This is a genomic window from Agromyces rhizosphaerae, from assembly GCF_027925245.1.
Taxonomy (GTDB): domain Bacteria; phylum Actinomycetota; class Actinomycetes; order Actinomycetales; family Microbacteriaceae; genus Agromyces; species Agromyces rhizosphaerae.
On record NZ_BSDP01000001.1, the window covers coordinates 3,540,875 to 3,566,245 of the forward strand.

General features: G+C 72.5%; 26 protein-coding genes. 13 read left to right on the forward strand and 13 right to left on the reverse strand.

Annotated features, from left to right (window positions below):
- Positions 1 to 6: 6 nt before the first annotated feature.
- On the reverse strand, positions 7 to 351 hold the full coding sequence (locus tag QMG39_RS16755) for an Rv2175c family DNA-binding protein (RefSeq protein WP_373878339.1): 345 nt from the start codon (positions 349 to 351) through the stop codon (positions 7 to 9).
- Between the two features lie 130 nt (positions 352 to 481).
- Between QMG39_RS16755 and QMG39_RS16760 the strand changes: the two genes are divergently transcribed.
- Positions 482 to 1,111, forward strand: a complete 630-nt coding sequence (locus QMG39_RS16760; protein ID WP_281886974.1) for a LysM peptidoglycan-binding domain-containing protein — start codon at positions 482 to 484, stop codon at positions 1,109 to 1,111.
- Between the two features lie 90 nt (positions 1,112 to 1,201).
- Positions 1,202 to 3,109, forward strand: a complete 1,908-nt coding sequence (gene pknB / locus QMG39_RS16765) for a Stk1 family PASTA domain-containing Ser/Thr kinase (RefSeq protein ID WP_281887337.1) — start codon at positions 1,202 to 1,204, stop codon at positions 3,107 to 3,109.
- Positions 3,110 to 3,203: 94 nt separating this feature from the next.
- Here pknB and QMG39_RS16770 read toward each other — a convergent pair whose 3' ends face one another.
- The 3 genes from QMG39_RS16770 to QMG39_RS16780 all read right to left on the reverse strand — a co-directional run bounded on the left by QMG39_RS16770 (position 3,204) and on the right by QMG39_RS16780 (position 6,326).
- Complete coding sequence (locus QMG39_RS16770; RefSeq protein ID WP_281886976.1) at positions 3,204 to 4,571, reverse strand: class II 3-deoxy-7-phosphoheptulonate synthase; 1,368 nt, start codon at positions 4,569 to 4,571, stop codon at positions 3,204 to 3,206.
- Between the two features lie 77 nt (positions 4,572 to 4,648).
- Complete coding sequence (locus tag QMG39_RS16775; protein WP_281886978.1) at positions 4,649 to 5,338, reverse strand: lysophospholipid acyltransferase family protein; 690 nt, start codon at positions 5,336 to 5,338, stop codon at positions 4,649 to 4,651.
- Positions 5,339 to 5,375: 37 nt separating this feature from the next.
- Complete coding sequence (locus QMG39_RS16780; protein WP_281886980.1) at positions 5,376 to 6,326, reverse strand: ROK family glucokinase; 951 nt, start codon at positions 6,324 to 6,326, stop codon at positions 5,376 to 5,378.
- A 147-nt stretch (positions 6,327 to 6,473) separates the two neighbouring features.
- On the opposite strand from QMG39_RS16780, the gene QMG39_RS16785 reads away from it, so the two are divergent.
- Complete coding sequence (locus QMG39_RS16785; RefSeq protein WP_281886982.1) at positions 6,474 to 8,306, forward strand: AMP-dependent synthetase/ligase; 1,833 nt, start codon at positions 6,474 to 6,476, stop codon at positions 8,304 to 8,306.
- Between the two features lie 94 nt (positions 8,307 to 8,400).
- Here the strand turns inward: QMG39_RS16785 and def are convergent, their stop codons facing one another.
- From def to QMG39_RS16800, 3 genes are read right to left on the reverse strand one after another with little or no spacing between them, the layout of a single operon-like run.
- On the reverse strand, positions 8,401 to 8,892 hold the full coding sequence (def, locus tag QMG39_RS16790) for a peptide deformylase (RefSeq protein ID WP_281886984.1): 492 nt from the start codon (positions 8,890 to 8,892) through the stop codon (positions 8,401 to 8,403).
- Between the two features lie 4 nt (positions 8,893 to 8,896).
- Entirely contained in the window at positions 8,897 to 10,258 is a 1,362-nt protein-coding gene (locus QMG39_RS16795) for a MinD/ParA family ATP-binding protein (protein ID WP_281886985.1), read from the reverse strand.
- Between the two features lie 36 nt (positions 10,259 to 10,294).
- A complete protein-coding gene (locus tag QMG39_RS16800) occupies positions 10,295 to 13,699 on the reverse strand; it encodes a pyruvate carboxylase (RefSeq protein ID WP_281886987.1) in 3,405 nt (1,134 codons plus the stop codon).
- Between the two features lie 76 nt (positions 13,700 to 13,775).
- Between QMG39_RS16800 and QMG39_RS16805 the strand changes: the two genes are divergently transcribed.
- Positions 13,776 to 14,591 carry a ParA family protein gene (locus QMG39_RS16805; protein WP_281886989.1) on the forward strand — a complete coding sequence of 272 codons (816 nt, stop codon included), beginning with the start codon at positions 13,776 to 13,778 and terminating at the stop codon, positions 14,589 to 14,591.
- Between the two features lie 70 nt (positions 14,592 to 14,661).
- On the opposite strand, the gene QMG39_RS16810 is transcribed toward QMG39_RS16805, so the two are convergent.
- The 6 genes from QMG39_RS16810 to QMG39_RS16835 form a co-directional block, all read right to left on the reverse strand.
- Positions 14,662 to 15,216, reverse strand: coding sequence for a MerR family transcriptional regulator (locus QMG39_RS16810; RefSeq protein ID WP_281886991.1), 555 nt, complete (start codon positions 15,214 to 15,216; stop codon positions 14,662 to 14,664).
- Between the two features lie 113 nt (positions 15,217 to 15,329).
- A complete protein-coding gene (ftsR, locus tag QMG39_RS16815; RefSeq protein WP_281886993.1) occupies positions 15,330 to 16,022 on the reverse strand; it encodes a transcriptional regulator FtsR in 693 nt (230 codons plus the stop codon).
- A complete protein-coding gene (locus tag QMG39_RS16820) occupies positions 16,022 to 16,483 on the reverse strand; it encodes an FHA domain-containing protein (protein WP_281887338.1) in 462 nt (153 codons plus the stop codon). Before QMG39_RS16820 ends, ftsR begins: the two co-directional genes overlap by 1 nt.
- A gap of 38 nt (positions 16,484 to 16,521) precedes the next feature.
- Positions 16,522 to 17,148 carry a CDP-alcohol phosphatidyltransferase family protein gene (locus QMG39_RS16825; protein ID WP_281886995.1) on the reverse strand — a complete coding sequence of 209 codons (627 nt, stop codon included), beginning with the start codon at positions 17,146 to 17,148 and terminating at the stop codon, positions 16,522 to 16,524.
- Positions 17,149 to 17,229: 81 nt separating this feature from the next.
- Entirely contained in the window at positions 17,230 to 17,700 is a 471-nt protein-coding gene (locus QMG39_RS16830; RefSeq protein ID WP_281886997.1) for an NUDIX hydrolase, read from the reverse strand.
- Between the two features lie 18 nt (positions 17,701 to 17,718).
- Entirely contained in the window at positions 17,719 to 18,267 is a 549-nt protein-coding gene (locus QMG39_RS16835) for a MarR family winged helix-turn-helix transcriptional regulator (RefSeq protein ID WP_281886999.1), read from the reverse strand.
- 73 nt (positions 18,268 to 18,340) lie between these two features.
- Between QMG39_RS16835 and idi the strand changes: the two genes are divergently transcribed.
- The 9 genes from idi to QMG39_RS16880 all read left to right on the forward strand — a co-directional run bounded on the left by idi (position 18,341) and on the right by QMG39_RS16880 (position 25,363).
- On the forward strand, positions 18,341 to 18,874 hold the full coding sequence (gene idi, locus QMG39_RS16840; RefSeq protein ID WP_281887340.1) for an isopentenyl-diphosphate Delta-isomerase: 534 nt from the start codon (positions 18,341 to 18,343) through the stop codon (positions 18,872 to 18,874).
- Positions 18,867 to 19,916 carry a polyprenyl synthetase family protein gene (locus QMG39_RS16845; RefSeq protein ID WP_281887001.1) on the forward strand — a complete coding sequence of 350 codons (1,050 nt, stop codon included), beginning with the start codon at positions 18,867 to 18,869 and terminating at the stop codon, positions 19,914 to 19,916. The genes idi and QMG39_RS16845 overlap by 8 nt, the downstream gene beginning before the upstream one ends.
- Positions 19,913 to 20,800, forward strand: coding sequence for a phytoene/squalene synthase family protein (locus tag QMG39_RS16850; RefSeq protein ID WP_281887003.1), 888 nt, complete (start codon positions 19,913 to 19,915; stop codon positions 20,798 to 20,800). Before QMG39_RS16845 ends, QMG39_RS16850 begins: the two co-directional genes overlap by 4 nt.
- Positions 20,797 to 22,365, forward strand: coding sequence for a phytoene desaturase family protein (gene crtI / locus QMG39_RS16855; protein ID WP_281887005.1), 1,569 nt, complete (start codon positions 20,797 to 20,799; stop codon positions 22,363 to 22,365). The genes QMG39_RS16850 and crtI overlap by 4 nt, the downstream gene beginning before the upstream one ends.
- On the forward strand, positions 22,365 to 22,691 hold the full coding sequence (locus tag QMG39_RS16860; RefSeq protein WP_281887342.1) for a lycopene cyclase domain-containing protein: 327 nt from the start codon (positions 22,365 to 22,367) through the stop codon (positions 22,689 to 22,691). Before crtI ends, QMG39_RS16860 begins: the two co-directional genes overlap by 1 nt.
- Complete coding sequence (locus tag QMG39_RS16865) at positions 22,688 to 23,029, forward strand: lycopene cyclase domain-containing protein (RefSeq protein ID WP_281887007.1); 342 nt, start codon at positions 22,688 to 22,690, stop codon at positions 23,027 to 23,029. The genes QMG39_RS16860 and QMG39_RS16865 overlap by 4 nt, the downstream gene beginning before the upstream one ends.
- Entirely contained in the window at positions 23,026 to 23,922 is an 897-nt protein-coding gene (locus QMG39_RS16870) for a prenyltransferase (protein ID WP_281887009.1), read from the forward strand. Before QMG39_RS16865 ends, QMG39_RS16870 begins: the two co-directional genes overlap by 4 nt.
- A 5-nt stretch (positions 23,923 to 23,927) precedes the next feature.
- Entirely contained in the window at positions 23,928 to 24,299 is a 372-nt protein-coding gene (locus QMG39_RS16875) for an RNA-binding S4 domain-containing protein (RefSeq protein WP_281887011.1), read from the forward strand.
- Between the two features lie 62 nt (positions 24,300 to 24,361).
- Complete coding sequence (locus QMG39_RS16880; protein ID WP_281887013.1) at positions 24,362 to 25,363, forward strand: SDR family oxidoreductase; 1,002 nt, start codon at positions 24,362 to 24,364, stop codon at positions 25,361 to 25,363.
- The last annotated feature ends 8 nt before the right edge of the window (positions 25,364 to 25,371 follow it).

Here is a 25,371-nt window from a genome sequence, read left to right on the forward strand (position 1 = left end):
CCGCCGTCAGGCGAGCGCCTGGGCCACCCGCCGGACCTCGGTCTTGCGACCGCTGCGCAGCGCCTCGATCGGCGTCGTCTCGAGGCTCTCGTCGACCGAGACCAGCCACTCGACCGCCTCGTCGTCCGTGAAGCCGGCATCGCCCAGCACGATCACGGTGCCGCGGAGCTCGTGCACGGGCTCGCCGTCGCGCAGGAACGACTCCGGCACCTTAAGCACCCCGTCCACGCGCCGGGCGACGAGCTGGCGGTCGTCGATGAGCCTGCGAACGCGGCTGGGCGTGGTGCCGAGCATCTCCACGAGATCCGGAACGGTCAGCCAGGTGGTCGCCTCGAGGGCCTCCTCAGTCACGCCTCCAGCGTGCCACGGACCTGCGCGTCGCGCACCCCACCCCATCGATCCGGCGACGCGCCATCGCGTGGATTGCCAGTTCGACCGGCATCTGCGAGCGTGGGAGACGTCAGCCGATCGGGGGGTTGGGATGACGAGGATCGACACCGCGGGGGACGTGGGCGGCACGGAGCGAGCAGGCGACGGGCCCGAACGTGCGGCGCCCGAGCACGGCCGGCACGGCGCTCCGGACGCCAGGCCCGTGCTGCACGACCTCGCGACGCTGCCGACGACGGTGATCGGCACCGTCGTCGGCGCCTTCGGCCGGTTCCACGCGGCCGCCCCGGCGCACGGCCGACGGGCGCGGCGCGAGGCCCCGGCACTCCGGCCGACCGCACGCACGCGGAGGGGTCGCCGGCCGCAGGGACTGCGCTACACCGTCGCCGAGGGCGACACCGCGAGCGCGATCGCCGCGCGATTCGGCATCCCGACCGCATCCGTGCTGGCGACGAACGGGCTCGGCTGGTCGAGCCCGCTCGAGCCCGGGCAGGAGCTCGTCCTCGACGTCGCACCCGATGCGGTCCCGCGCGCCGCCGAGGCGGTCGACCCCGGCATCCGCCACTGCGCCGTCGTCGACGGCGACACGCTCGCCGACGTGGCCGAGCGGCACCGGGTCGACCTCGCGGACCTCCTCCGGGTCAACGGGCTCCACCGCGGCAGCCCCGTCGCCGCGGGCCAATCGCTGGTGCTCCCGGGCACGGACGACGCACCCGCCGCCTGAGCGGTCACGATGGCGTCTCGATGACGCACGCGGGCGGTGTTTCGGTCCGCCGGGCGCCGCGCGGATTCGTACACTCGTACGGTGACCACCATGCCCGCGGACCCCATGGTCGGCCGTCTCGTCGACGGCCGGTACCAGGTGCGCTCGCGCATCGCGCGCGGCGGCATGGCCACCGTCTACCTCGCGACCGACCTGCGCCTCGAGCGCCGGGTGGCGATCAAGATCATGCACGGCCACCTGGCCGACGACAACACCTTCAAGACGCGCTTCGTGCAGGAGGCCCGCTCGGCCGCCCGCCTGTCGCATCCCAACGTCGTGAACGTCTACGACCAGGGCCAGGACTCCGACATGGCGTACCTCGTCATGGAGTACCTGCCGGGGATCACGCTGCGCGACCTGCTCAAGGACTACACGAAGCTCACCCCGGAGCAGTCGGTCGACATCATGGACGCCGTGCTCTCGGGGCTCGCCTCGGCGCACAAGGCCGGCATCGTGCACCGCGACCTCAAGCCCGAGAACGTGCTGCTCGCCGACGACGGCCGCATCAAGCTCGGCGACTTCGGGCTGGCCCGCGCCGCGAGTGCGAACACGTCGACCGGGCAGGCGCTGCTCGGCACCATCGCGTACCTCTCCCCCGAGCTCGTGACGCGCGGCGTGGCCGATGCCCGCAGCGACATCTACGCGATCGGCATCATGCTCTACGAGATGCTCACCGGCGAGCAGCCCTACGTGGGCGAGGCGCCCATGCAGATCGCCTACCAGCACGCCAACGACACGGTGCCGACCCCGAGCTCGAAGCAGCCCTCGGTGCCGGCCGAGCTCGACGAGCTCGTGCTCTGGGCGACCGCGCGCGACCCCGAGGACCGCCCCGCCGACGCGCGCGCGATGCTCGAGCAGCTGCGCGCGATCGAGCCGGTCGTGCGCGGCACCGGCCCGGCCACCGGCCAGACCACCGCCGTGCTCCCCGACGGCGCGGCGCAGGACCAGCCGGACGCCGCGGCAGCGACCGCCGTCATCGGCGAGCGGCGTGCCGCGGTCGCGGCGCCGAAGAAGAAGCCGACCGCGTCCGGCGTCGCCGCCCTCGAGGACCACACCCGCCGGCGCAAGCGGCGCGGGTACTGGCTCTTCGCCCTCGTGCTGCTGCTCGCGGGCCTCGCCGGCGGCACCGGCTGGTACTTCGGCAGCGGACCGGGCGCGCTCACGACCGTGCCCGCGGTGGAGGGGCTCTCCCCCGAGGCCGCCGCGGCCGCCCTCGAGGAGGCCGGGTTCGAGAGCGCCCTCGGGGAGCAGCACGACCCCGAGGTCGAGGAGGGGCTCGTCTCGGGCACCGACCCCGAGGGCGGCACCCAGGCCCGGCGCGGCGGAACGGTGCAGATCCTCGTCTCGCTCGGCCCGCGCATCCTGGCCGTGCCCTCGGTCGAGGGGGTTCCCGAGGCGGACGCGCGCGAGGAGCTCAGCGCGTTCGAGGTGGCCGACGAGACCGACGTCCGCTACTCGTCCTCCATCGAGCGCGGCGCCGTCATCGCGGTGCTCGACGCCGACGGCGAGCGCGTCGGCGACGAGTACCCCGAGCAGGGCGCGCTCTCGCTGATCGTCTCCGCGGGCAGCATCCCCTCGGTCGTCGGCACGCCGTCGGCGGAAGCGGAGCAGCGCCTGACGGACGCGGGGCTCGATGTCTCGTTCGCCGATCCGGCCTTCAGCAACGACGTCGCCGCCGACCTCGTGATCTCCGCCTCGACGAGCACCGACCCGGTGCGCCCGGGCGACCCGATCGTGCTGACGGTCTCGAAGGGACCCGACCTCGTTCCGCTGCCCGACGTCGTGGGCGAGAGCCTCGCCGACGCGATCGACACGCTCGAGGCGGCCGGATTCGACGTCCAGTACAGCTTCCCCGAGGCGTTCATCGGCCTCGCCACCGTGAAGTCGATGAACCCGGGCGGCGACACCGAGCAGATCCGCGGCTCGACCGTCACCCTCGTCGCGACGCTCGAGCTCTGACGGCGGGGCGGATGCCCCGAGCAGGCGCGCCGGCGGTGCGGGCGCGCGCCCGTGGCATCCGGCCCGACGCCGTTCTCCGCCTCCGGCGGGCGGGTCAGCGCGCGAGCTCCTCCGCGACCAGGAACGCGAGCTCGAGCGACTGCATGTGGTTCAGGCGCGGGTCGCAGAGCGACTCGTAGCGCGTGGCCAGGGTGTCCTCGTCGATGTGCTCCGAGCCGCCGAGGCACTCGGTGACGTCGTCGCCCGTGAGCTCGACGTGGATGCCGCCGGGGAACGTGCCCGCGTCGCGGTGCGCCTCGAAGAAGCCCTTCACCTCGTCGACCACGTCGTCGAAGCGGCGCGTCTTGTAGCCGGTCGGGGTGGTGAGCCCGTTGCCGTGCATCGGGTCGGTCACCCAGAGCGGGTTCGCATCGGCGCCCTTGATCGCCTCGAGCAGCGGCGGCAGCGCCTCGCGGATGCGGCTCGACCCCATGCGCGTGATGAACGTGAGACGGCCCGGCTCGCGCTCGGGGTCGAGCTTGTCGATCAGCGCGAGCATGTCGTCGGGCGACGTGGTCGGCCCGAGCTTCACGCCGATCGGGTTGCGCACGCGCGAGAGGAAGTCGACGTGCGCGCCGTCGAGGTCGCGGGTGCGCTCGCCGATCCAGAGGAAGTGCGCCGACGTGTCGTACGGGAGGCCCGTCCGCGAGTCGATGCGGGTCATCGGGCGCTCGTAGTCCATGAGCAGGCCCTCGTGGCCGGTGAAGAACTCGGTGCGCTTGAGCTCGTCGAAGTCGGCGCCGCAGGCGTCCATGAACCGGACGGCGCGGTCGATCTCCTTGGCGAGGCTCTCGTAGCGCGAGTTCGCGGGGTTCGCGGCGAAGCCCTTGTTCCACGCGTGCACCTGGCGGAGGTCGGCGAACCCGCCCTGCGTGAAGGCGCGGATGAGGTTCAGCGTCGAGGCCGCCGTGTGGTACCCGCGCAGCAGGCGGGACGGGTCGGCGGCGCGCGACTCCGGGGTGAAGTCGTAGCCGTTGACGATGTCGCCGCGGTAGGCCGGCAGCGTCACGTCGCCGCGCGTCTCGGTGTCCTTCGAGCGGGGCTTGGCGAACTGCCCCGCCATGCGACCCATCTTCACGACCGGCATCGATGCACCGTAGGTGAGCACGACCGCCATCTGCAGCACGGTCTTCACGCGGTTGCGGATCTGGTCGGCGGTGGCGCCGGCGAACGTCTCGGCGCAGTCGCCGCCCTGCAGCAGGAACGCCTCGCCGCGGGCCGCGGCGGCGAGCTTGTCGCGCAGGCGGTCGACCTCGCCCGCGAACACGAGCGGCGGCATGGTGGCGAGCTCCGCGGACGCGGCCGCGACCGCGTCGGCGTCCGGCCACACCGGCTGCTGCTTGATCGGGAGCGCCCGCCAGGCGTCGAGTCCGGCGATGACGTTGTCAGCAGGCTGCACGACGGGTTCGACGAGCTGGGTCACGGAACTTCCCTGGTGGTGCGGGCGCGGATGGCGCGGGTGGACGGTGGTGCGTCGCCCCTCCGGACGACTGGACGAGCCTATCGCGTCGGCGCGGCGCGCTTCTCCTTCACGGAGCTCGCGTAGACGTCGACGTACTCCTGGCCGCTGAGCTCGCGCAACCGGTACACGAGCTCATCGGTCACGGAGCGCAGCACGAAGCGATCCGACTCGAGTCCCTCGAAGCGGCTGAAGTCGAGCGGCTCGCCGATCACGACGCCGATGCGGCGCACCTTGGGGATCCTGGTGCCGATGGGCATGACCTCGTCGGTGCCGATCATCGCGACCGGCACGACGGGCACGCCCGACTCGAGCACCATGCGGGCCACGCCCGTGCGACCGCGGTACAGCCGTGCGTCGGGGCTCCGGGTGCCCTCGGGGTAGATGCCGAGCAGCTCGCCCCGGCCGAGCACCCGCAGGCCGGTGTTGAGCGAGGCCTCCGACGCCTTGCCGCCCGACCGGTCGATCGGGAGCTGCCCGGTCGCCTGGAAGAACAGCCGCGTGAGCCAGCCCTTGATGCCCTTGCCCGTGAAGTACTCGCTCTTCGCCAGGAAGACCACGTTCCGGTCGACGACGAGCGGCAGGAAGATCGAGTCGATGAAGGACAGGTGGTTGCTCGCGAGGATCGCCCCGCCTTCCTTCGGCACGTGCTCGAGGCCGACCACCCACGGCCGGAAGATCCCGAGCACGATGGGGCCGACGACGATGTGCTTCATGATCCAGTAGAACATCGTCCCCCCTTCCGAACGGCCCGTGACAGCATACCGATCAGCCGCGGCGCTGGACCCACACGCGGGCGAGGTCGGCCGCGCCGACGACCCCGGCGTCGTTGACCAGCTCCGCGATCGCGAACTCCGGCTCCGGGTGGTAGCCCTGTGCGGGCAGGTGCTCGACGAATGCGCGCCGCACGGGCTCGAGCAGCCGCTCGCCCGCCGCGGCGACGCCGCCGCCGAACACGAACAGCTGGGGGTCGAGCACCGCGGCGAGGCTCGCGCAGCCCTGGCCGATCCACCCGCCGAGCTGCTTCAGCGCGGCGAGCGCACCGGGATCGTCGGCGGCGATGAGGTCGCCGACGCCGCGACCGTCGAGCTTCCCGCGCTCCTCGCGGACGCGCGCGAGGCCCAGCCCGATCCCGCCGCCGTCGGCGATCTCGCCGGCCATGCGCATGAGTGCCCGGCCCGAGCCGTACTGCTCGAGGCATCCGCGCTGCCCGCACCCGCACGGCAGCCCGCCGGGCACCAGCCGGACGTGGCCGAGCTCCGCACCGGCCCCGAACCCGCCGCGGAAGAGCGTGTCGCTCGCCACGATCGCGCCGCCGACGCCGGTGCCGATGGTGAGCATGCACATGTCGCTGACCAGGCGCCCCGCGCCGAAGCGGAACTCCGCCCACCCGGCGGCGTTGGCGTCGTTCTCGATGATGACCGGCATCGAGACGCGCGCCTCGAGCTTCTCCCGGAACGGCTCGTTGCGCCAGTCGATGTTGGGCGCGTAGTACACGACCGACTGGGAGGCGTCGATGAAGCCGGCCGCCGCGACGCCGACCGCGACGGACTCGGTGCCGTCGGCGAGTTCCGTGATCATGGCGACGACCGCATCCTCGAGCGCCGTGACGTCGCCGGCGGGGGTGGGCACGCGCGACTGGCGCACGATCGTGCCGAACGTGTCGACCACCGCGCCCGCGATCTTGGTGCCCCCGATGTCGATGCCGATCGCGTGCACGCTCGTCGCCTCTCTCCGGGGTGTGGATGGGTGAGGATCCAGGCCGAACGGGCCGGGTCGCTGAACTAGAGTGTAGTTAATGATTTCTGCCGAGCGACGTCCGCACTCCGCGGGCGCCACGCTCCCACCGGTGCCGAAGGAGCTACCGTGATCCAATTCGATTCGCCCGCCCTCGTGCCCGCGGACCCCGAGGCAAACGCCACCGACCTGCTGGTCGACCGGGTCGCGGCGAGCCCCGAGGCGGTGCTGTTCTCGCTGCCGGACGGCGACTCGTGGTCTCCCGTCACGACACGGGAGTTCTACGACCAGGTCATCGCGCTCGCGAAGGGCTTCGTGGCCGCGGGCATCGAGCCCGGCGACAAGGTCGGGCTCATGTGCAAGACCCGCTACGAGTGGACCCTCATCGACTTCGCGATGTGGTTCGCCGGCGGCGTGCTCGTGCCCGTCTACGAGACGAGTTCCCCGAGCCAGGTCAAGTGGAACCTGGGCGACTCGGGAGCGGTCGCGGTGATCGTGGAGACGCCCGACCACTTCGCGCGCTTCGACGAGGTGCACCCGGAGCTCCCCGACATCCGCTCGGTCTGGCAGATCGACCTGGGCGACCTCGACAAGCTCGTCGCGGGCGGCTCCGACGTCGCCGACGAGGAGATCGAGCGTCGTCGCAAGATCGCGAACGGCGACGACATCGCCACGCTGATCTACACCTCCGGCTCGACCGGCAAGCCCAAGGGCTGCGTGCTCACCCACTCGAACTTCGTCGAGCTCTCCCGCAACGCCGCGGTCGCGCTCAAGGAGGTCGTGCTCGACCCGAACGGCGCGTCGACCGTGCTGTTCATCACGACGGCCCACGTGTTCGCACGCTTCATCGCGGTGCTCTGCGTGCACGCCGGCGTGCGCGTCGGCCACCAGCCCGACACCAAGCAGCTGCTGCCCGCCCTCGGTTCGTTCAAGCCGACCTTCCTCCTCGCGGTGCCGCGCGTGTTCGAGAAGGTCTACAACGTCTCCGAGCAGAAGGCGGAGTCGGGCGGCAAGGGCAAGATCTTCCGCGCCGCCGCCGACGCCGCGGTCGCCTACTCGAAGGCGTCCGAGGCCGGCTCGGTGCCGCTCGGGCTGCGCCTGAAGTTCGCCGTGCTCGACCGCCTCGTGCTGAGCAAGCTCCGCGCCGCGATGGGCGGCAACGTACGCTACGCCGTGTCGGGCTCGGCTCCGCTCGGCTCGCGCCTCGGCCACTTCTACCACGCGCTCGGCATCACCATCCTCGAGGGCTACGGCCTCACCGAGACCACGGCTCCGGCCACGGTGAACCTCGCCGAGAAGTCCAAGATCGGCACGGTCGGACCGGCGCTCCCCGGCGTCTCGGTGCGCCTCGCCGACGACGGCGAGATCCAGGTGAAGGGCGTCAACGTCTTCAAGGAGTACTGGAAGAACCCGACGGCCACGGCCGACACGTTCGACGGCGACTGGTTCAAGACGGGCGACATCGGCGTGCTCGACGACGACGGCTTCCTCACGATCACCGGCCGCAAGAAGGAGATCATCGTGACGGCGGGCGGAAAGAACGTCGCCCCGGCCGCGCTCGAGGACCCGATCCGCGCGAACCCGCTGATCGGCCAGGTCGTCGTGGTCGGCGACCAGAAGCCGTTCATCTCCGCGCTCGTCACGCTCGACCCCGAGATGCTCCCCGTGTGGCTCAACAACCACGGCGAGGACGCGGGCATGAGCATCGAGGAGGCCAGCGCCAACCCGGCCGTCCTCGCCGAGGTGCAGCGCTCGATCGACCAGGCGAACGAGAGCGTCTCGCGCGCCGAGTCGATCCGCAAGTTCGTGATCCTCCCGACGGAGTTCACCGAGGAGAGCGGTCACCTCACGCCGAAGCTGAGCATCAAGCGCAACGTGATCGTCTCCGACTTCGCCGACGAGATCGAGTCGCTCTACCTCACCACCGCGCCGGTGACCGAGGGGCACTCGATCGCGGGCTGACCAGAGCAGGCACGACGGATGCCCGGGGCCGATCGGCCCCGGGCATCCGTCGTCTCACCCGGCGATCGTGGCGGCGCGGCGCGGGCCGGCGGGCTCAGAACCAGTCGGACTCGCGCACCTCGCGCATCGCGACGCGCCGCTCGGGCTTCTCGAGGCGGTCGAGGTAGAGGATGCCGTCGAGGTGGTCGGTCTCGTGCTGGAGCGCCTGGGCGAGCAACCCCTCGCCCTCGATCTCGATCGGCGCACCGTCGAGGTCGATGCCGCGGACGCGGGCGAACGGATGCCGCGGGGTCGGGTGCCACAGGCCCGGAACCGAGAGGCAGCCCTCGCCGACCGGCTCGGTCTCGCCGCGCACCTCCACGAGCTCGGGGTTCAGCACGTATCCGACCTCGCCGTCGACGTTGTAGCTGAAGGCGCGCAGGTTCACCCCGATCTGCGGCGCGGCGACGCCCGCGCGCCCGGGCAGGCGGACGCTGTCGAGCAGGTCGGCGACGAGCGCGCGCACGCCGTCGTCGATCGTCTCGATCGGGGCTGAGGCGGACTTCAGGACGGGATCGCCGAAGAGGCGGATGGGTCGTTCCGGCACCGGGTCAGCGTACCCGCTCTTCGGGGATGCCCTCGACCACGAGCGCGGCCAGCTCCCGGGCCGCCTCGCGCGTGATCGGGCGCAGCTGGTCCCAGTGCACGACCGAGCCCGCGGCGAGCTGCGGGTCGTACGGGATGCGCACGATCTCGCGCACGCGCGACTGGAAGTGCGCCTCGATCTCGTCGACCTTGACGAGGTGGGTGCCCTGGGTCGCGAGGTTGATGGCGACGACCGCGTTCTTCACGAGGTCGGCGAAGCCGTTGGACTCGAGCCAGGTCAGCGTCTCCGACGCGAGGCGCGCCTCGTCGACGCTGCCGCCCGAGACGATGACGATCGCGTCGGCGCGCTGCAGCGTCGCGCGCATGACCGAGTGGACGATGCCGGTGCCGCAGTCGGTCAGCACCATCGAGTAGTACCTCGCGGCGAGGTTCGCGACCACGTTGTAGTCGTTGTCGTCGAACGCCTCGGAGAGGTGCGGGTCCGTGTCGGACGCGAGGATGTCGAGCCGGGTGCCGTCGCGCGAGACGAACCGCGAGAAGTCGGTGTAGCCGCCGATCGTGGAGGCCTTGCCCACCACGTCGCGCACGGTCTCGCGCGTCTGCCGGTCGACGCGCTCGGCGAGCGTGCCGCGGTCGGGGTTCGCGTCGATGGCGATCACGCGGTCCTCGCGCGCGTTCGCCAGGGCCATGCCGAGGAGCGTGGTGACGGTGGTCTTGCCGACGCCGCCCTTTCGCGTCAGGACCGGCACGAACCTGGCGCCGCCCGCGAACCGGCGCTGGATGCGCGCGTTCATCGCCTTGTGCGCACGCACCTTCGCCGAGTCGCCGAGGTTGATCGTGTGGAACGACGCCTCGTAGAGGAAGCGGTTGAGCCCGCCCTTGGGAGCCGGCCGGCCCGCACGGTGGGTGTCGATGAGCCGGTCGGGCGTGAGCGACTCCGAGGTCTCCGGGAGGCTGGGCGCGTCGGCGGGCTCCAGCTCGCCCGGCTCGTCCACCGAGAGCTCGGCCACGACCGCGCGGTCGCGCTCGCGCTCGCGGCGCTCGTCGGCGGCCAGCAGGGCCCGGTACGGCGACGAGTCGCGCACGCTGCCGAGGCGCCGCGACGCGTCGGACGAGGCCAGCGGGATGGACTGCGTGGGAACCGTGCGGCCCTCGAGCTCACCGGGGTTGACGGCGACGTCGTCGATGGCGACGGCGGCCTCGTCCTCCGGCACCTCGCGCACGGGCGACGGCGGCAGGTCGACCTGGATGGTCAGCCGCTCGGGCAGGCGCGACGAGTGCGCGCCGGTGCGCGAAGAGGCGCCTCCTCGGTAGTCCGTGCCGGACTCCCCGCGGTCCGTGTCGGTGTCGCTCCCGTCGTCAGCCACCGCTCCCCCTCTCGTCACCGTGGTCTTCGGCTCAGCTTAGCGCGGCCGGACGACGACGATGAGGTCGCCGGCCTCGACCTGCTGCGTGCGCGGGATCGCCAGGCGCTCGACGACGCCGGCGATCGGCGAGGTGATCGCCGCCTCCATCTTCATCGCCTCGATGGACGCCACGGCCTGCCCGGGAGCGATCTCCGCGCCCTCCTCGACCTGCAGCGTCACGACGCCCGAGAACGGTGCCGCGACGTGGCCGGGCTGGGAGGCATCCGCCTTCTCGGCCGCCCGCGACTCGACGGTGATGCTGCGGTCGCGCACGAACACCGGACGCAGCTGGCCGTTGAGCGTGGTCATGACGGTGCGCATGCCCTTCTCGTCCGCCTCGCCGATCGCCTCGAGCCCCGCGTACAGCCGCACGCCGCGCTCCATCTCGATCACGTGCTCGCTGCCGGGCTGGAGCCCGTAGAGGTAGTCCATCGTGTCGACCACCGAGAGGTCGCCGAACAGCTCGCGGATCTGCTCGAACTGGCGCGTCGGCGCCGGGAACAGCAGCTGGTTGAGCATCGCCCGGCGCTCGTCGCCGCCGGCGTCGAGCGCCGCCGACTCCTCGCCCGTGAGCTCCGCGACGCCCACCCGCACGTCGCGGCCGGCGAGCACCTTCGAACGGAACGGCTCGGGCCATCCGCCCGGAAGGTCGCCCAGTTCGCCCGCCATGAAGCCGACCACCGAGTCGGGGATGTCGTAGCGCTCCGGATTGGCCTCGAAGTCGGCCGGGTCGGCCTTCACCGCGGCCAGGTGCAGGGCGAGGTCGCCCACGACCTTCGACGAGGGCGTCACCTTCGGCACGCGGCCGAGGATCGCGTTCGCCGCGGCGTACATGTCCTCGATCAGCTCGAAGTCGTCGGCCAGCCCCAGGGCGATCGCCTGCTGGCGCAGGTTCGAGAGCTGCCCGCCGGGGATCTCGTGGCGGTAGACGCGGCCCGTCGGGCCGGGCAGGCCCGACTCGAACGGCGAGTAGACGCGCCGCACGGCCTCCCAGTACGGCTCGAGGTCGGAGATGGCCTGCAGCGAGATGCCCGTGTCGCGCTCGGTGTGCGCGAGCGCGGCGACCAGTGCCGACGCCGAGGGCTGGCTCGTCGTGCCGGCCATCGGCGCGCTCGCGACGTCGACCGCGTCCGCGCCGGCGCGGCTCGCCGCGAGCAGGGTCGCGAGCTGGCCGCCGGCGGTGTCGTGGGTGTGCACGTGCACCGGCAGGTCGAACCGCTCGCGCAGCGCCGAGACGAGGCGCTCGGCGGCGGCGGGGCGGAGCAGCCCCGCCATGTCCTTGATCGCGAGCACGTGCGCGCCCGCCTCGACGATCTCGTCGGCGAGGCGCAGGTAGTAGTCGAGCGTGTAGAGGTCCTCGGCCGGATCGAGCAGGTCGGCCGTGTAGCAGAGCGCCACCTCGGCGACCGCGGTGTTCGTCGCGAGGACCGCGTCGATCGCCGGGCGCATCTGCGAGATGTCGTTCAGCGCGTCGAAGATGCGGAAGATGTCGACGCCGGTCTCGGCGGCCTCGTGCACGAACGCGTCGGTCACCGCCGTCGGGTACGGCGTGTAGCCGACCGTGTTGCGGCCGCGCAGCAGCATCTGGATCGCGACGTTCGGCAGCGCCTCGCGCAGCGCAGCCAGGCGCTCCCACGGGTCCTCGCCGAGGAACCGGAGCGCGACATCGTAGGTCGCCCCGCCCCACGCCTCGACCGAGAGCAGCTCGGGGGTCATGCGCGCCACGTAGGGGGCGACCGCGACGAGGTCCTTGGTGCGCACGCGCGTGGCGAGCAGCGACTGGTGCGCGTCGCGGAACGTGGTCTCGGTGACCGCGAGCGCGGTCTGCGCACGGAGCGCCGACGCGAACCCGGCCGGGCCGAGCTCGAGCAGGCGCTGGCGGGAGCCCGCGACGGGCTCGGCCTGCAGGTCGATCTCGGGGAGCTTGTCGGCCGGGGCGACCGCCGTCGGCGCCGGGCCGTTCGGCTGGTTCACCGTCACGTCGGCGAGCCAGTTCATGATCTTCGTGCCGCGGTCCTTCGACTGCCGGCCGCGCAGCAGCTGCGGACGGTCGTCGATGAACGAGGTGCTGAGGTCGCCCGCGACGAACGAGGGGTCGTCGAGCACGGCCTGGAGGAACGGGATGTTCGTGGAGACGCCGCGGATGCGGAACTCGGCCAGTGCGCGCTTCGCGCGGGCGACCGCCGCCGGGTAGTCGCGCCCGCGGCAGCTCAGCTTCGCGAGCATCGAGTCGAAGTGCGGGCTGATCTGCGCGCCCGGGTTGATCGTGCCGCCGTCGAGGCGGATGCCCGCGCCGCCGGGCGAGCGGTAGGTCGTGATCTTGCCGGTGTCCGGCCGGAAGCCCGCGGTCGGGTCCTCGGTCGTGATGCGGCACTGCAGCGCGGCGCCGCGCAGGCGGATCGAGTCCTGCATGAGCCCGAGCTGGGCGAGCCGTTCCCCCGACGCGATCCGCATCTGCGAGACGACGAGGTCGACGTCGGTGACCTCCTCGGTCACCGTGTGCTCGACCTGGATGCGCGGGTTCATCTCGATGAACACGTGCTCCCCCGCGCGCTCGCCCGCGGTGTCGAGCAGGAACTCGACCGTGCCGGCGTTGACGTAGCCGATCGACTTGGCGAACGCGATCGCGTCGGCGTAGAGCCGCTGGCGGATCTCGTCGGAGAGGTTCGGCGCGGGCGCGATCTCGATGACCTTCTGGTGGCGGCGCTGCACCGAGCAGTCGCGCTCGAAGAGGTGCACGGTCTCGCCGTCGGCATCCGCCAGCACCTGCACCTCGATGTGGCGCGGCCGCAGCACGGCCTGCTCGATGAACATCGTCGGGTCGCCGAACGCGCTGTCGGCCTCGCGCATGGCCTCCTCGAGGGCGGGCCGCAGCTCGTCGGGCGAGTCGACGCGACGCATGCCGCGCCCGCCGCCGCCCGCGACGGCCTTCGCGAAGACGGGAAAGCCGATCTGCTCGGCACCGGCGACGAGCTCGTCCACGTCGGTCGACGGCGCCGTCGACGCGAGCACGGGGACGCCCGCGGCGATCGCGTGCTCCTTCGCCGTGACCTTGTTGCCGGCCATCTCGAGCACCGACCGGCCGGGGCCGATGAACGTGATGCCCGCGTCCTCGGCGGCCTGTGCGAGCTCGGGGTTCTCGGAGAGGAATCCGTAGCCCGGGTAGATCGCGTCGGCGCCCGACTCGACGGCCACGCGGATGATCTCCGACACGTCGAGATAGGCCCGCACGGGGTGCCCCTGCTCGCCGATCTGGTAGGCCTCGTCCGCCTTCAGGCGGTGCAGGGAGTTGCGGTCCTCATAGGGGAAGACGGCGACGGTCTTCGCTCCGAGTTCATAGGCCGCCCGGAACGCGCGAATGGCGATCTCTCCGCGATTGGCCACCAAGATCTTCCTGAACATGCACGCCTTTCGACCGGGGTCCGCGACACAGCGAACGTTTAGGTTCTGGAACCGTCCTAACGGTAACGTATCCGTCGTGCACGTACTCAGCGTCAGCTCCCTCAAGGGGGGCGTGGGAAAGACCACTGTCACGCTGGGTCTCGCCTCCGCGGCGTTCGCGCGCGGCGTGAGCACCCTGGTCGTGGACCTCGACCCGCAGTCGGATGTCTCGACCGGCATGGACATCCAGGTCAGCGGCCACCTGAACGTCGCCGACGTGCTCGCCTCCCCCAAGGAGAAGATCGTCCGCTCGGCCATCGCGCCGAGCGGCTGGGCGAAGTCGAACCCGGCGTCGACGATCGACGTCATGATCGGCAGCCCGTCGGCCATCAACTTCGACGGCCCGCACCCCTCGATCCGCGACATCTGGAAGCTCGAGGAGGCGCTCGCCAACGTCGAGCGCGACTACGACCTCGTGCTGATCGACTGCGCGCCGTCGCTCAACGCGCTCACGCGCACCGCGTGGGCGGCGAGCGACCGCGTCGGCGTCGTCACCGAGCCCGGCCTGTTCTCGGTCGCGGCGGCCGACCGCGCGCTCCGCGCGGTCGAGGAGATCCGTCGCGGGCTCTCGCCCAGGCTGCAGCCGCTCGGCATCATCGTGAACCGCACGCGCGTGCAGTCGCTCGAGCACCAGTTCCGCATCAAGGAGCTGCGCGACATGTTCGGCCCGCTGGTGCTCTCGCCGCAGCTGCCCGAGCGCACGTCACTGCAGCAGGCGCAGGGTGCGGCCAAGCCGCTGCACATGTGGCCCGGCGAGAGCGCCGAGGAGATGGCCGCGCACTTCGACCAGCTGCTCGACCGCGTGCTGCGCACGGCGCGCATCGGCGACTACGCGGAACTCCCCCGCGGCTAGCGGCGGTCGATGTCCTCACCCGGCCCAGCCGGGGCGGGAGGGCGAGCGGATGCCGCGAGCCCGCGCCCGCTCAGGAGATGCGGCGCTCGCGCGTGGCGCGGCGTACGGCCAGCTCGTCCATCGGGTCGGAGGGACTCGTGTCGAGGTCGACCAGCGTGGTCTCGACCTCGCGCAGCACCTTGCCGACCGCGATGCCGAACACGCCCTGGCCGCGGCTGACGAGGTCGATCACCTCGTCGTCGGAGGTGCAGAGGTAGACGCTCGCGCCGTCGCTCATGAGGGTGGTCTGGGCGAGGTCGTGCACGCCGGACTCGCGGAGCTGCTGCACCGCCGTGCGGATCTGCTGCAGCGAGATGCCCGTGTCGAGCAGTCGCTTCACGAGCTTCAGCACGAGGATGTCGCGGAAGCCGTACAGGCGCTGCGTGCCGGAACCGGACGCCCCGCGCACGGTCGGCTGCACCAGTTCGGTGCGCGCCCAGTAGTCGAGCTGGCGGTAGCTGATGCCGGCGGCACGCGCCGCCACCGCGCCGCGGTAGCCGCCCTCGTCCTCGAGCTCGGGCATCCCGTCGGTGAAGAGCAGTCCGAGATCGTAGCGCGCCTCGTCGCCCCGGCTGAGTTCGCTCATACGACCGCCCCTCGTTCCTCTGCCGCGCGCCGCTCGGGCGCACGTTCCACGCTACCCATCGCCCGTTGGCCGATCAATCACATCGGGCCGAACGTCTCGGCGTGTCGCGCCGATCAGCGGTACTGCCGCACGATGGCCGAGCGGATCAGGCTCGATCGCACGGACTCGAGGTGCCCGGCGATCTCGAGCGCGCGCTCGGCGGCGCCCGCCCGGCTCGACGCCGCGCCCCGTCGGTGGATCGGCTCGACGGCGTTCTGGATCAGCACCGTCTCGCGCTCGGCCGCCGAGCGGAGTCCGCGCAGGTGGCGCGGCTCGATGCCGACCGAGCGGAGTTCCGCGAGCGAGCGGAGCACGACGAGTGCGTCCTCGCCGTACGTCGTGGCCGCCGGCAGCAGCGACGCGGCGACGGCCTCGTCGAGCAGCGCGTGGGTGGCCTCGGCCTCGCGGACGAGTTCGTCCCGGCCGAGCCTGCGAGACCGGTCGAGCATGGTCGGCAGCGACTCGGGAACCGGGAGCTGCGGCTCCCGGCCGGCGTCCTGGTCCTCGAGGTAGGTGCGGATCACCTTGAGCGGCAGGTAGTGGTCGCGCTGCATCGAGAGGATGAGCGTGATCCGATCGACGTCCTCCTCGCAGAACTTCCGGTACCCCGACTCCGAGCGCGCGGGCGTGATCAGCCCCTGCTCCTCGAGGAAGCGCAGCTTCGAGGGAGTGAGCTCCGGGAACTCCGGCGTCAGGCGCGAGAGCACCTGGCCGATGCCCAGAAGGGCGTCGCCGTCCGTGCGGGTGGATGCGGCGGACCGCGGCACTACCGACTCGCCACGGGCGCCAGGTCGAGCCGCGACGCGTAGAAGGTGAGGCGGTACTTGCCCACCTGCACCTCCGCACCGTCGCTGAGGAGGGCCGTCTCGATGCGCACGCCGTCGAAGTACGTGCCGTTGAGCGACCCGAGGTCCTTGACCTCGAACGCGGTGCGGTGGCGGAGGAACTCCGCGTGCTTGCGCGACACCGTCACGTCGTCGAGGAAGATGTCGGCGTCCGGGTGACGGCCGACGGTCGTGACGTCGGCGTCGAGGAGGAAGCGCGCTCCGGAGTTCGGCCCGCGGCGCACGATGAGCAGCGCGGAGCCGGACGGCAGCGCCGCGATCGCCTCCTGCTCCTCCGCCGAGACGGCGGCGTCGAGCTGCGACAGCTGCGCGGCCGCCTCCCGGCTGAAACCGATGGTCGAGTCGACCCCCTCGCGAGTGCTCGCTCCGGCGTCGTCCGGCATCGGCGCACCGGGTTCGGTCATGTCACTGTCGGCCACGTCTAACCTCCCTGGTCTTCCAGCGTATCCGATCCGCGGGGGTCGGACACCCGCGGAATGTGGATGACACGCGAGGTCTCGATCGCGTAGATCACCCCTGCCCACCAGTACAGGAAGGCGCCCCACACCGTGATGGCCCAGCCCACCGGCGCGGCGACCGCATTCACCGCCGGGAATGCGACGCCCAGCAGGATGACCGGCAGCCCGAAGAACAGGGCGAACGTGGCCACCTTGCCCAGCATGTGCACGGGGAGCGGACCGTACCCGTGGTTGGCGAGCACGATGCCCAGCACCACGATCCCGACGTCACGCGCGATGATGACCGCCACGATCCACCACGGCACGAGGTCGCGGAAGGCGAGGCCCAGCAGCGCGGCGAAGATGTAGAGCCGGTCCGCCGCCGGATCCAGCAGCTGGCCCAGGCGCGTGACCTGGCCGAGCCGGCGGGCGAGGTACCCGTCGAGCAGGTCGCTGAGGCTCGCGACGACGAGCACCACGAGCGCGGCGATGTCCATCCCGGCGATGATCAGCGCCAGGAAGACGGGCACGAGGGCCAGCCGGAGCATGCTCAGCACGTTCGGGATCGTCCAGACGCGAGACGCGTCCACAGGGTCGCCCTCCCCAGCCACGGCCCGAGTCTATCGATCCTAGAATCCCTGCATGGACCCCCTGTTCGCGTGTCTTCGCCGGGGAACCCGCGAACCGGGCGATCAGGGCGCGCGGTGATCGACCCGCAGGCGCACCCGCAGCCCCGGCCACGCGGTCGCGAACGCCGGATGCAGCGGCAGCGCGTCGACGCGATCCAGCGGCACCCACGACAGCTCCAGGCTCTCCCCGTCGCTGACGACGGGCTCCACCGGCGCGGCCACCTCGGCGACGACGGTCGTGTACGACCAGAACCCCAGGTCGACGACCGACGTGAAGCGCACGAGCACGGATGCCGCGGGCACGCCGGCCTCCTCCCCCGCCTCGCGCATGGCCGCGTCGACCGGGCCCTCGCCCTCGTGGCGCGCACCGCCCGGGATGCCCCAGGTGCCGCCGAAGTGGCTCCACTCGGCGCGATGCTGCAGCAGCACGCCGCGTCCCGGGTCGTGCAGCAGGAGGCCGGCGGCGCCGTAGCGTCCCCAGAAGCGGGCACCGTCGGGCCCGTACACCCAGGCGTCCCCGCTGCGTCCGTTCACGCTCCCAGCCTGCCGCATTCAGGCGGTGCCGGTCGCGTCCGCGGTTCGTCCGCCCGCTCCGGCCGCCTGGGCGGCGTCGTACAGGTCGCTCATGCGGTCGAGGAATCCGACGATCGCGCGCTGCTCGCCCGGCCCGAGGTCGCTCGCGACGTCGAGCATCTCGCGGTGCATCCGCCCCAGCGTCTCCCGGATCCGCGTGTGGGCACCGGGCTGCGTGCCGATGAGCTGCACGCGGCGGTCGACCGGGTGGGGCGCGCGCGAGAGGTAGCCGGTGCGCACGAGCCGCGCGACGAGCTTCGTGGTCGCGGCGGTGCTGATGTCGAGCGCTCGAGCCAGTTCCGCGCTCGAGAGTTCGCGGTGCTCCTGCTCGGCGCGGATCACGAGCCGCAGCGCCCGCAGGTCGGTCTCGTTCATGTCCATGTCGTCGCGGGTGCGGCGCTGCATGCCGCTCTCGGCATCGCGATAGCGTCGGAGCGCACGGAGCACCTCGAGGCCCGCGGCCTCGCCGTCGTCGGCCGGCTCGTACCAGTACGAGTCCGCGTCCGCTCCCGGTGTTCCCTGCGTCACGAGCGACATGCTAGCGTGAATATCGCTAACTCGGTTAGCGATAGGTCGGAGAGGGAGGCCCCAGCCCATGACGATGCATGACACGGTCGACGACGAGGTCGTCCTGCTCGACGAGGCGGGCGAGCCGATCGGCACCGCCCCCAAGTCGGCCGCGCACGGGCCGGACACGGCACTGCACCTCGCCTTCTCCTGCCACGTGCGCAACCCGATCGGCGAGGTGCTCGTCACCCGCCGCGCGCTGAGCAAGGCGACCTGGCCCGGCGTCTGGACGAACTCGTTCTGCGGCCACCCGAAGCCCTCCGAGCCGCTGCTGGCGGCCGTGCGACGGCGGGCGGAGTTCGAGCTCGGCCTCGAGCTCACCTCGATCGAGCTGGCGCTCCCGCTGTTCCGGTACCGGGCGGTCGACGCCTCGGGCACGGTCGAGAACGAGGTCTGCCCCGTCTACATCGCGACCACCGACGGCGAGCCCGACCCGAATCCGCGGGAGGTCGCGGAGTACCGTTGGGTCGAGCCCGCTGCCCTGGCCGCCGGCGTCGCCGCGACGCCGTGGGCGTTCAGCCCGTGGCTCGTGATGCAGGCCCGAGAACTGGAACTCTACGGTGACTGACCCGACGCTCCCGACCGACCCGCTCGAGGCCGACCTGCGCGGCTTCTTCGCCGAGTCCCGGTCGCGTTCCGAGCGCCACGGCACGCACTACCGCGCCCTCTGGGACGCGCTCGAGCGCGCCGCATCGGGTGGCAAGCGCATCCGGCCGCGGCTCGTGCAGCTCGCGCACGACGGGCTGGGCGGCACCGATCCGATCTCCGCGCGACGCGTGGGGCTCGCGTTCGAGCTCCTGCACACCGCCTTCGTCATCCACGACGACGTGATCGACGGCGACACGACGCGGCGCGGGCAGCCGAACGTCGCCGGCACGTTCCGCGAGCGGGGGCTCGCCCACGGCGCCGACGACGCGCGCGCCGCGCTGTGGGGCGAGACGGCCGCGCTGCTGGCCGGTGACCTCGCACTCGCCGCCGCGCACCGGCTCATCGCCGAGCTCGACATCCCCGCGACGCGACGCACGAGCGTGCTCGACCTGCTCGACCACGCGGTCTTCGTCTCCGCGGCCGGCGAGCTCGCCGACGTGACGAACACCGAGGCCGAGCACCTCGGCATCGACGACGTGATCGCGACGCTCGAGCAGAAGACCGCGGTCTACACCTTCCAGGCCCCGTTGCAGGCGGGGGCGATCCTCGCCGGCGCGGACGACCACACCGTGGCCGTGCTCGGGCGCTTCGGCCGCCTGGCCGGCATCGCCTTCCAGTTGGCCGACGACGTGCTCGGCGTCTTCGGCGACGAGCGCACGACGGGCAAGAGCACCCTCAGCGACCTGCGCGAGGGCAAGCAGACCACCCTCATCGCGCACGCCACGGGCACCGGCGAGTGGCCGGTGATCTCGCCGCTGCTCGGCAAGGCCGACCTCGACGAGGCCGAGGCGGCGTCCGTCCGGCGCGCGCTGGTGCAGGCCGGCTCGCTCGACCAGACCAACCGCATCGCGCGCGAGCACGTCACGCTCGCACTGCACGAACTCGACACGGCGTCGATCCCCGGCCCGCTGCGCGACGAGCTCGCCGGGCTCGCGCGATCGGCCGTGGAGCGCATGCGATGAGCCGCGACGACTCCCCCGGCACGTCGCTCGACCGCTACGACGAGACGGCGGAGGCCGCTGCATCGGTCGTCATCGGGCGTTACTCGACGTCGTTCGGCGCCGCGGCGCGCCTGCTCGAGCCCACGTGCCGACGCCGCATCCGCATCATCTACGCCCTCGTCCGCATCGCCGACGAGGTCGTCGACGGATCCGCCGCGGAGGCGGGCCTCTCGGTCGACGAGCAGCGCGCCGCGCTCGACGCGCTCGAGGCCGAGACCGAGCGCGCGATGCGCACCGGCTACAGCACGAACGTCGTCGTGCACGCGTTCGCGCGCACGGCCCGCGCGACGGGCATCGACGCCTCGCTCACGGCGCCGTTCTTCGCGTCCATGCGCCGCGACCTCGACCCGTCGCCGTTCACGGCCGAGGAGGTCGTGACCTACATCTACGGCTCGGCCGAGGTCGTCGGCCTGATGTGCCTGCGCGCGTTCCTCGCCGACGAGGAGGTCGACCCCGAGCGTCTCGCTCGCCTGGACGACGGCGCCCGCCACCTCGGCGCGGCGTTCCAGAAGGTGAACTTCCTCCGCGACCTCGCGGTGGACTGGCGCGACCTGGGTCGCAACTACTTCCCCGGCGTCGACCCCGAGGCGCTGACCGAGGCGGAGAAGCACGCCATCCTCGACGACATCGACGCCGACCTGGAGATCTCCGGGCGCGCGGTCGCCGAGCTGCCGGCCCGGGCGCGGGCCGCCGTCGCCGCCGCGCAGGAGCTGTTCGCCCGCCTGGCCGCGAAGCTCCGGGCCACGCCCGCCGACGAGCTGCTGCGCGCACGCGTGCGCGTGCCCGACGCCGAGAAGTTCGCCATCGCGGTACGTGCCGCGGTCACCCGAGGGGGGTCACGTTGACCGATCGGCGCACCATCGTCGTGGGCGGCGGCATCGCGGGGCTCGCGACCGCCGCGCTGCTCGCACGCGACGGCCACGAGGTGACCCTGCTCGAGGCGCGCGACGAGCTCGGCGGCCGCGCCGGCTCCTGGAAGCAGGACGGGTTCCGGTTCGACACCGGGCCGTCGTGGTACCTGATGCCCGAGGTCTTCGAGCACTTCTTCCGGCTCTTCGGCGAGTCGATCGAGGACCACCTCGACCTCGTGCGCCTCGACCCGGGCTACCGGGTGTTCGCCGACGGCTACGACGCCCCGCTCGACATCGCGGCCGACCGCGCCGCGAACGTGGCGCTGTTCGAGTCGGTCGAGGCGGGCGCGGGCCGCGCGCTCGAACGCTACCTCGACTCGGCGCGCGAGACCTACGAGCTCGCGCTCGAGCGCTTCCTCTACACGAACTTCGACTCGCTCGCGCCGTTCGCCGACCGCACGGTGCTCGCCCGGACGCCCACGCTGGCGACGCTGCTCACCCGGTCGCTCGACGCGCACGCCTCCCGCACCGTCGCCGATCGCCGCCTGCGGCAGGTGCTCGGCTACCCCGCCGTGTTCCTCGGCGGTTCGCCGTACGAGGTGCCGGCGATGTACCACCTCATGAGCCACCTCGACCTGGAGCAGGGCGTGCAGTACCCGATGGGCGGCTTCCACGCACTGATCGACGCGGTCGAGGGCGTCGCCCGCCGAGCCGGCGTGCGGATCCGCACGGGCGCACCGGTCACGGGCATCCGGGTCGCCGACGACGGCTCGGCCCGGGGCGTGACGGTGACGGATGCCACGGGCGCGACCGAGCAGCTGGACGCCGACGTCGTGGTGTCGGCCGCCGACCTGCACCACACCGAGACCGAGCTGGTGCCCGAGCGCCACCGCTCGCTGCCCGAACCGGCCTGGGAGCGGCGCGATCCGGGACCGGGTGCGATCCTCGCGCTGCTCGGCGTGCGCGGCGAGCTGCCCGGGCTCACGCATCACAACCTCGTCTTCACCGACGACTGGCCGGCGAACTTCGACGCCGTGTTCGGCGACTCGCCGCGCGTGCCCGACCCCGCCTCGTTCTACGCGTGCATGCCGAGCGCGACCGACCGCCAAGTGGCGCCGTCGGGCGACAGCAACGTGTTCGTGCTCATCCCGGTGCCCGCCGACACCGGCCTCGGCCACGGCGGCGTGGACGGCGCGGGATCGTCCGCCGTCGAGGCGGCCGCCGACCGCGCGATCGCCCGGCTCGCCGAGGCCGCCGGCGCGCCAGACCTCGCCGAGCGCATCGTGGTGCGCCGCACGATCGCGCCCGCCGACTTCGCGCGCGACCTCAACGCCTGGCGCGGCGGCGCACTCGGCCCCGGCCACGTGCTGCGGCAGAGCGCGCTGTTCCGCGGCTCGACGCGCTCGCGCAAGGTGCGCGGGCTGTTCTACGCGGGCGGCACCACCGTGCCCGGCGTGGGGCTGCCCATGTGCCTCATCAGCGCCGAACTGGTGGCGAAGCGCCTCCGCGGCGATCGCAGCGCAGCGCCGCTGCCCGAGCCGGCGGCGGAGCGGGTGTGATCGGGCTCGCGTACCTCGCCGCGCTCGTGCTGTCGCTCGCCGCGATGTGCGCGATCGACGCCCGCTTCCGCCTGGTGTTCTGGGACTCCCCGGGACGCGCAGCAGCCGTGATCGGCATCGGCGTCGCCGCGTTCCTCGTGTGGGACCTCGCCGGCATCGCGCTCGGCGTCTTCTTCCGCGGCGAGACGGAGTTCATGACCGGCATCCTGCTCGCGCCCGAGCTGCCGCTCGAGGAGGTGCTGTTCCTCACCTTCCTCTGCTACCTCACGCTGGTGCTGGTGCTCGGCACCCGGCGCGTCCTCGACCGCGAGCGGAGCGCGTCGTGACCTACCTGCTCCTGTGCATCCCGTTCCTGGCGGTGGCCGCGGGGCTCGCCGCCTGGGCGTTCGCCCGGCTGCCGCGCCCGCGCGGTCGCGCGGTCGCCGCCGTCGGCATCGCCGCCGCCCTCCTCCTGGCGCTGACCGCGATCTTCGACTCGATCATGATCGGGGTCGGGCTGGTCGCGTACGACCCCGAGCTGCGCTCGGGCATCACGATCGGGCTCGCCCCGCTCGAGGACTTCGCGTACACGGTCGCCGCGGTGCTCGCGCTCCCCGCGCTCTGGGTGCTGCTGCCGGGGCGCCGCACCGATTCCCGACGCACGACCCGCCCGGAGGCGACATGACCACGGCACCGTCGACGCCGCTCGCGATGCGGCTGCTCATGGCATCCCGCCCCGTCAGCTGGGTCAACACCGCCTTCCCGTTCGGCGCCGCGTACCTGCTCGCCACGGGCGCCGTCGACGCGCTGTTCGTCGTGGGCAGCCTGTTCTTCCTCGTGCCGTACAACCTGCTCATGTACGGCGTGAACGACGTGTTCGACTACGAGTCCGACCTGCGCAACCCGCGCAAGGGCGGCGCCGAGGGGGCCCTGCTGCCACCCGAGACGCACCGGGCGGTGCTGGTCTGGTGCGCGGCCCTGACGGTGCCGTTCGTGGTGGCGATGCTGGTGCTGGGCGGCACGGATGCCCCGTGGTCGTGGCTCGTGCTCGCGGTGAGCCTGTTCGCGGTGCTCGCCTACTCGATGCCCCCGCTGCGCTTCAAGGAGCGGCCGGTGCTCGACTCGATCACGTCGAGCACGCACTTCGTGAGCCCCGCCGTGTACGGCCTCGCGGTCGCCGGCGCGGCGTTCACCCCGCAGCTGCTCGCCCTGCTCGCCGCGTTCTTCCTCTGGGGCATGGCCAGCCACGCGTTCGGCGCGGTGCAGGACGTGGTGCCCGACCGCGAGGGGGGCATCGCGTCGATCGCGACCGTGTTCGGCGCGAAGGCGACCGTGCGCATCGCGATCGGCATGTGGCTCGCCGCCGGGCTCCTGATGCTGCTCACGGCGTGGCCCGGACAGCTCGCCGCGATCCTCGCACTGCCCTACGTGCTCGCGGCGTGGCCGTACCGGTCGGTCTCCGACGCCGACTCGGGGCGCTCGAACCGGGGGTGGCGGATGTTCCTCTGGCTGAACTACGCGAGCGGGTTCGCGGTGACGATGCTGCTGATCGCGTGGTCGTTCGTGCGCGTAGGCTGAACCGCATGCCCGATCCCGCGAGCGTGCGCGTCGACGCCTGGCTGTGGGCGGTGCGCCAGTACAAGACGCGTTCCGAGGCCACGGCCGCCTGCCGCGCCGGCCACGTGCGCGTGAACGGCGAGCGCGCGAAGGCCGCCCAGCCGGTGCGGCCCGGCGACGAGCTGCGGGTGCGCGTGCGCGGATTCGAGCGGCACCTCGTCGTGCGACGCACGATCGCGAAGCGCGTGGGCGCGGCCGTCGCGGCCGAGGCGGTCGACGATCGCACTCCCCCGCCCCCGCCGCGCGACGCCGTGCCGCAGGTGCCGGTCCGCGATCGCGGCGCGGGTCGCCCGACCAAGCGCGAGCGGCGCGACCTCGATCGCCTGCGCGGGCGCTGACCGCGCCCACGGCTCGACGAGGCGCGGGCCGGGACGCCTCGCCGTCGTGGCAGACTGCGGGAATGGCGACGACGCGCACCCTCTTCATCGGCGGCACCGGAGTGATCTCGAGGGCGGTGGTGGAACGCTCGCTCGCGCTCGGACACGAGGTCACGGTGGTCAACCGCGGCACGACGAGCCTCCGGCCCGTGCCCGACCACGTGGAGGCGCTGACCGCCGACGTGCGCGACCCGGATGCGGTCGCCGCCGCGCTCGGGACGCGCGAGTTCGACGTCGTCGCCGACTTCCTCTCCTTCACGCCCGACCACGTCGCCGGCTGGGTCGACCGGTTCGATGGCCGCACGGGTCAGTACCTCTTCATCAGCTCGGCGTCGGCGTACCAGACGCCGCCGGCACGGCTGCCCGTCACCGAGTCGACCCCGCTGCGGAACCCGTTCTGGCAGTACTCGCGCGACAAGATCGCGTGCGAGGACCTGCTGGTGCACGCCTACCGCGATCGCGGCTTCCCCGCGACGATCGTGCGCCCCTCGCACACCTACGACCGCACCATGCTGCCGACCATCGGCCACTGGACCGACATCGCGCGCATGCGGGCGGGCAGACCCGTCATCGTGCACGGCGACGGCACGAGCCTCTGGACCATCACCCACTCCCGCGACGTGGCGGTCGGCATCGCCGGGCTGCTCGGCCACCACGCGGCGATCGGCGAGGCGTTCCACGCCACCGGCGACGAGGCGCCCACCTGGAACCAGATCTACGGCTGGCTCGCCGACGCGGCGGGCGTCGAGCCGCACCTCGTGCATGTCGCGTCGGAGACGATCGCGGCGGAGCATCCGCCCACCGGCCCGGGCCTGCTCGGCGACAAGGCGCACTCGATGGTCTTCGACAACGCGAAGCTGCGCGGGCTCGTGCCCGGCTTCGGCAACACGATCCGCTACCAGGAGGGCGCCCGCGAGGCGGTCGAGTTCCACGACGCGCACCCCGAGCTGCAGCGCGTCGACCACGAGCTGGACGCGGTGTTCGACCGGCTCGCGGCGCGCGCGGGTTCCCCGGGGCCGGCCTGACGCCCGTC

What these genes read in the sequence shown, in the direction of transcription:
- idi (WP_281887340.1), top strand. Translation starts at nt 18,341, where the DNA reads ATGCATGACACGGTCGACGACGAGGTCGTCCTGCTCGACGAGGCGGGC.
- QMG39_RS16760 (WP_281886974.1), top strand. Translation starts at nt 482, where the DNA reads ATGACGAGGATCGACACCGCGGGGGACGTGGGCGGCACGGAGCGAGCA.
- QMG39_RS16875 (WP_281887011.1), top strand. Translation starts at nt 23,928, where the DNA reads ATGCCCGATCCCGCGAGCGTGCGCGTCGACGCCTGGCTGTGGGCGGTG.
- pknB (WP_281887337.1), top strand. Translation starts at nt 1,202, where the DNA reads ATGCCCGCGGACCCCATGGTCGGCCGTCTCGTCGACGGCCGGTACCAG.
- QMG39_RS16800 (WP_281886987.1), bottom strand. Translation starts at nt 13,699, where the DNA reads ATGTTCAGGAAGATCTTGGTGGCCAATCGCGGAGAGATCGCCATTCGC.
- QMG39_RS16880 (WP_281887013.1), top strand. Translation starts at nt 24,362, where the DNA reads ATGGCGACGACGCGCACCCTCTTCATCGGCGGCACCGGAGTGATCTCG.
- QMG39_RS16850 (WP_281887003.1), top strand. Translation starts at nt 19,913, where the DNA reads ATGAGCCGCGACGACTCCCCCGGCACGTCGCTCGACCGCTACGACGAG.
- QMG39_RS16870 (WP_281887009.1), top strand. Translation starts at nt 23,026, where the DNA reads ATGACCACGGCACCGTCGACGCCGCTCGCGATGCGGCTGCTCATGGCA.
- QMG39_RS16775 (WP_281886978.1), bottom strand. Translation starts at nt 5,338, where the DNA reads ATGTTCTACTGGATCATGAAGCACATCGTCGTCGGCCCCATCGTGCTC.
- QMG39_RS16820 (WP_281887338.1), bottom strand. Translation starts at nt 16,483, where the DNA reads ATGCCGGACGACGCCGGAGCGAGCACTCGCGAGGGGGTCGACTCGACC.
- QMG39_RS16810 (WP_281886991.1), bottom strand. Translation starts at nt 15,216, where the DNA reads ATGAGCGAACTCAGCCGGGGCGACGAGGCGCGCTACGATCTCGGACTG.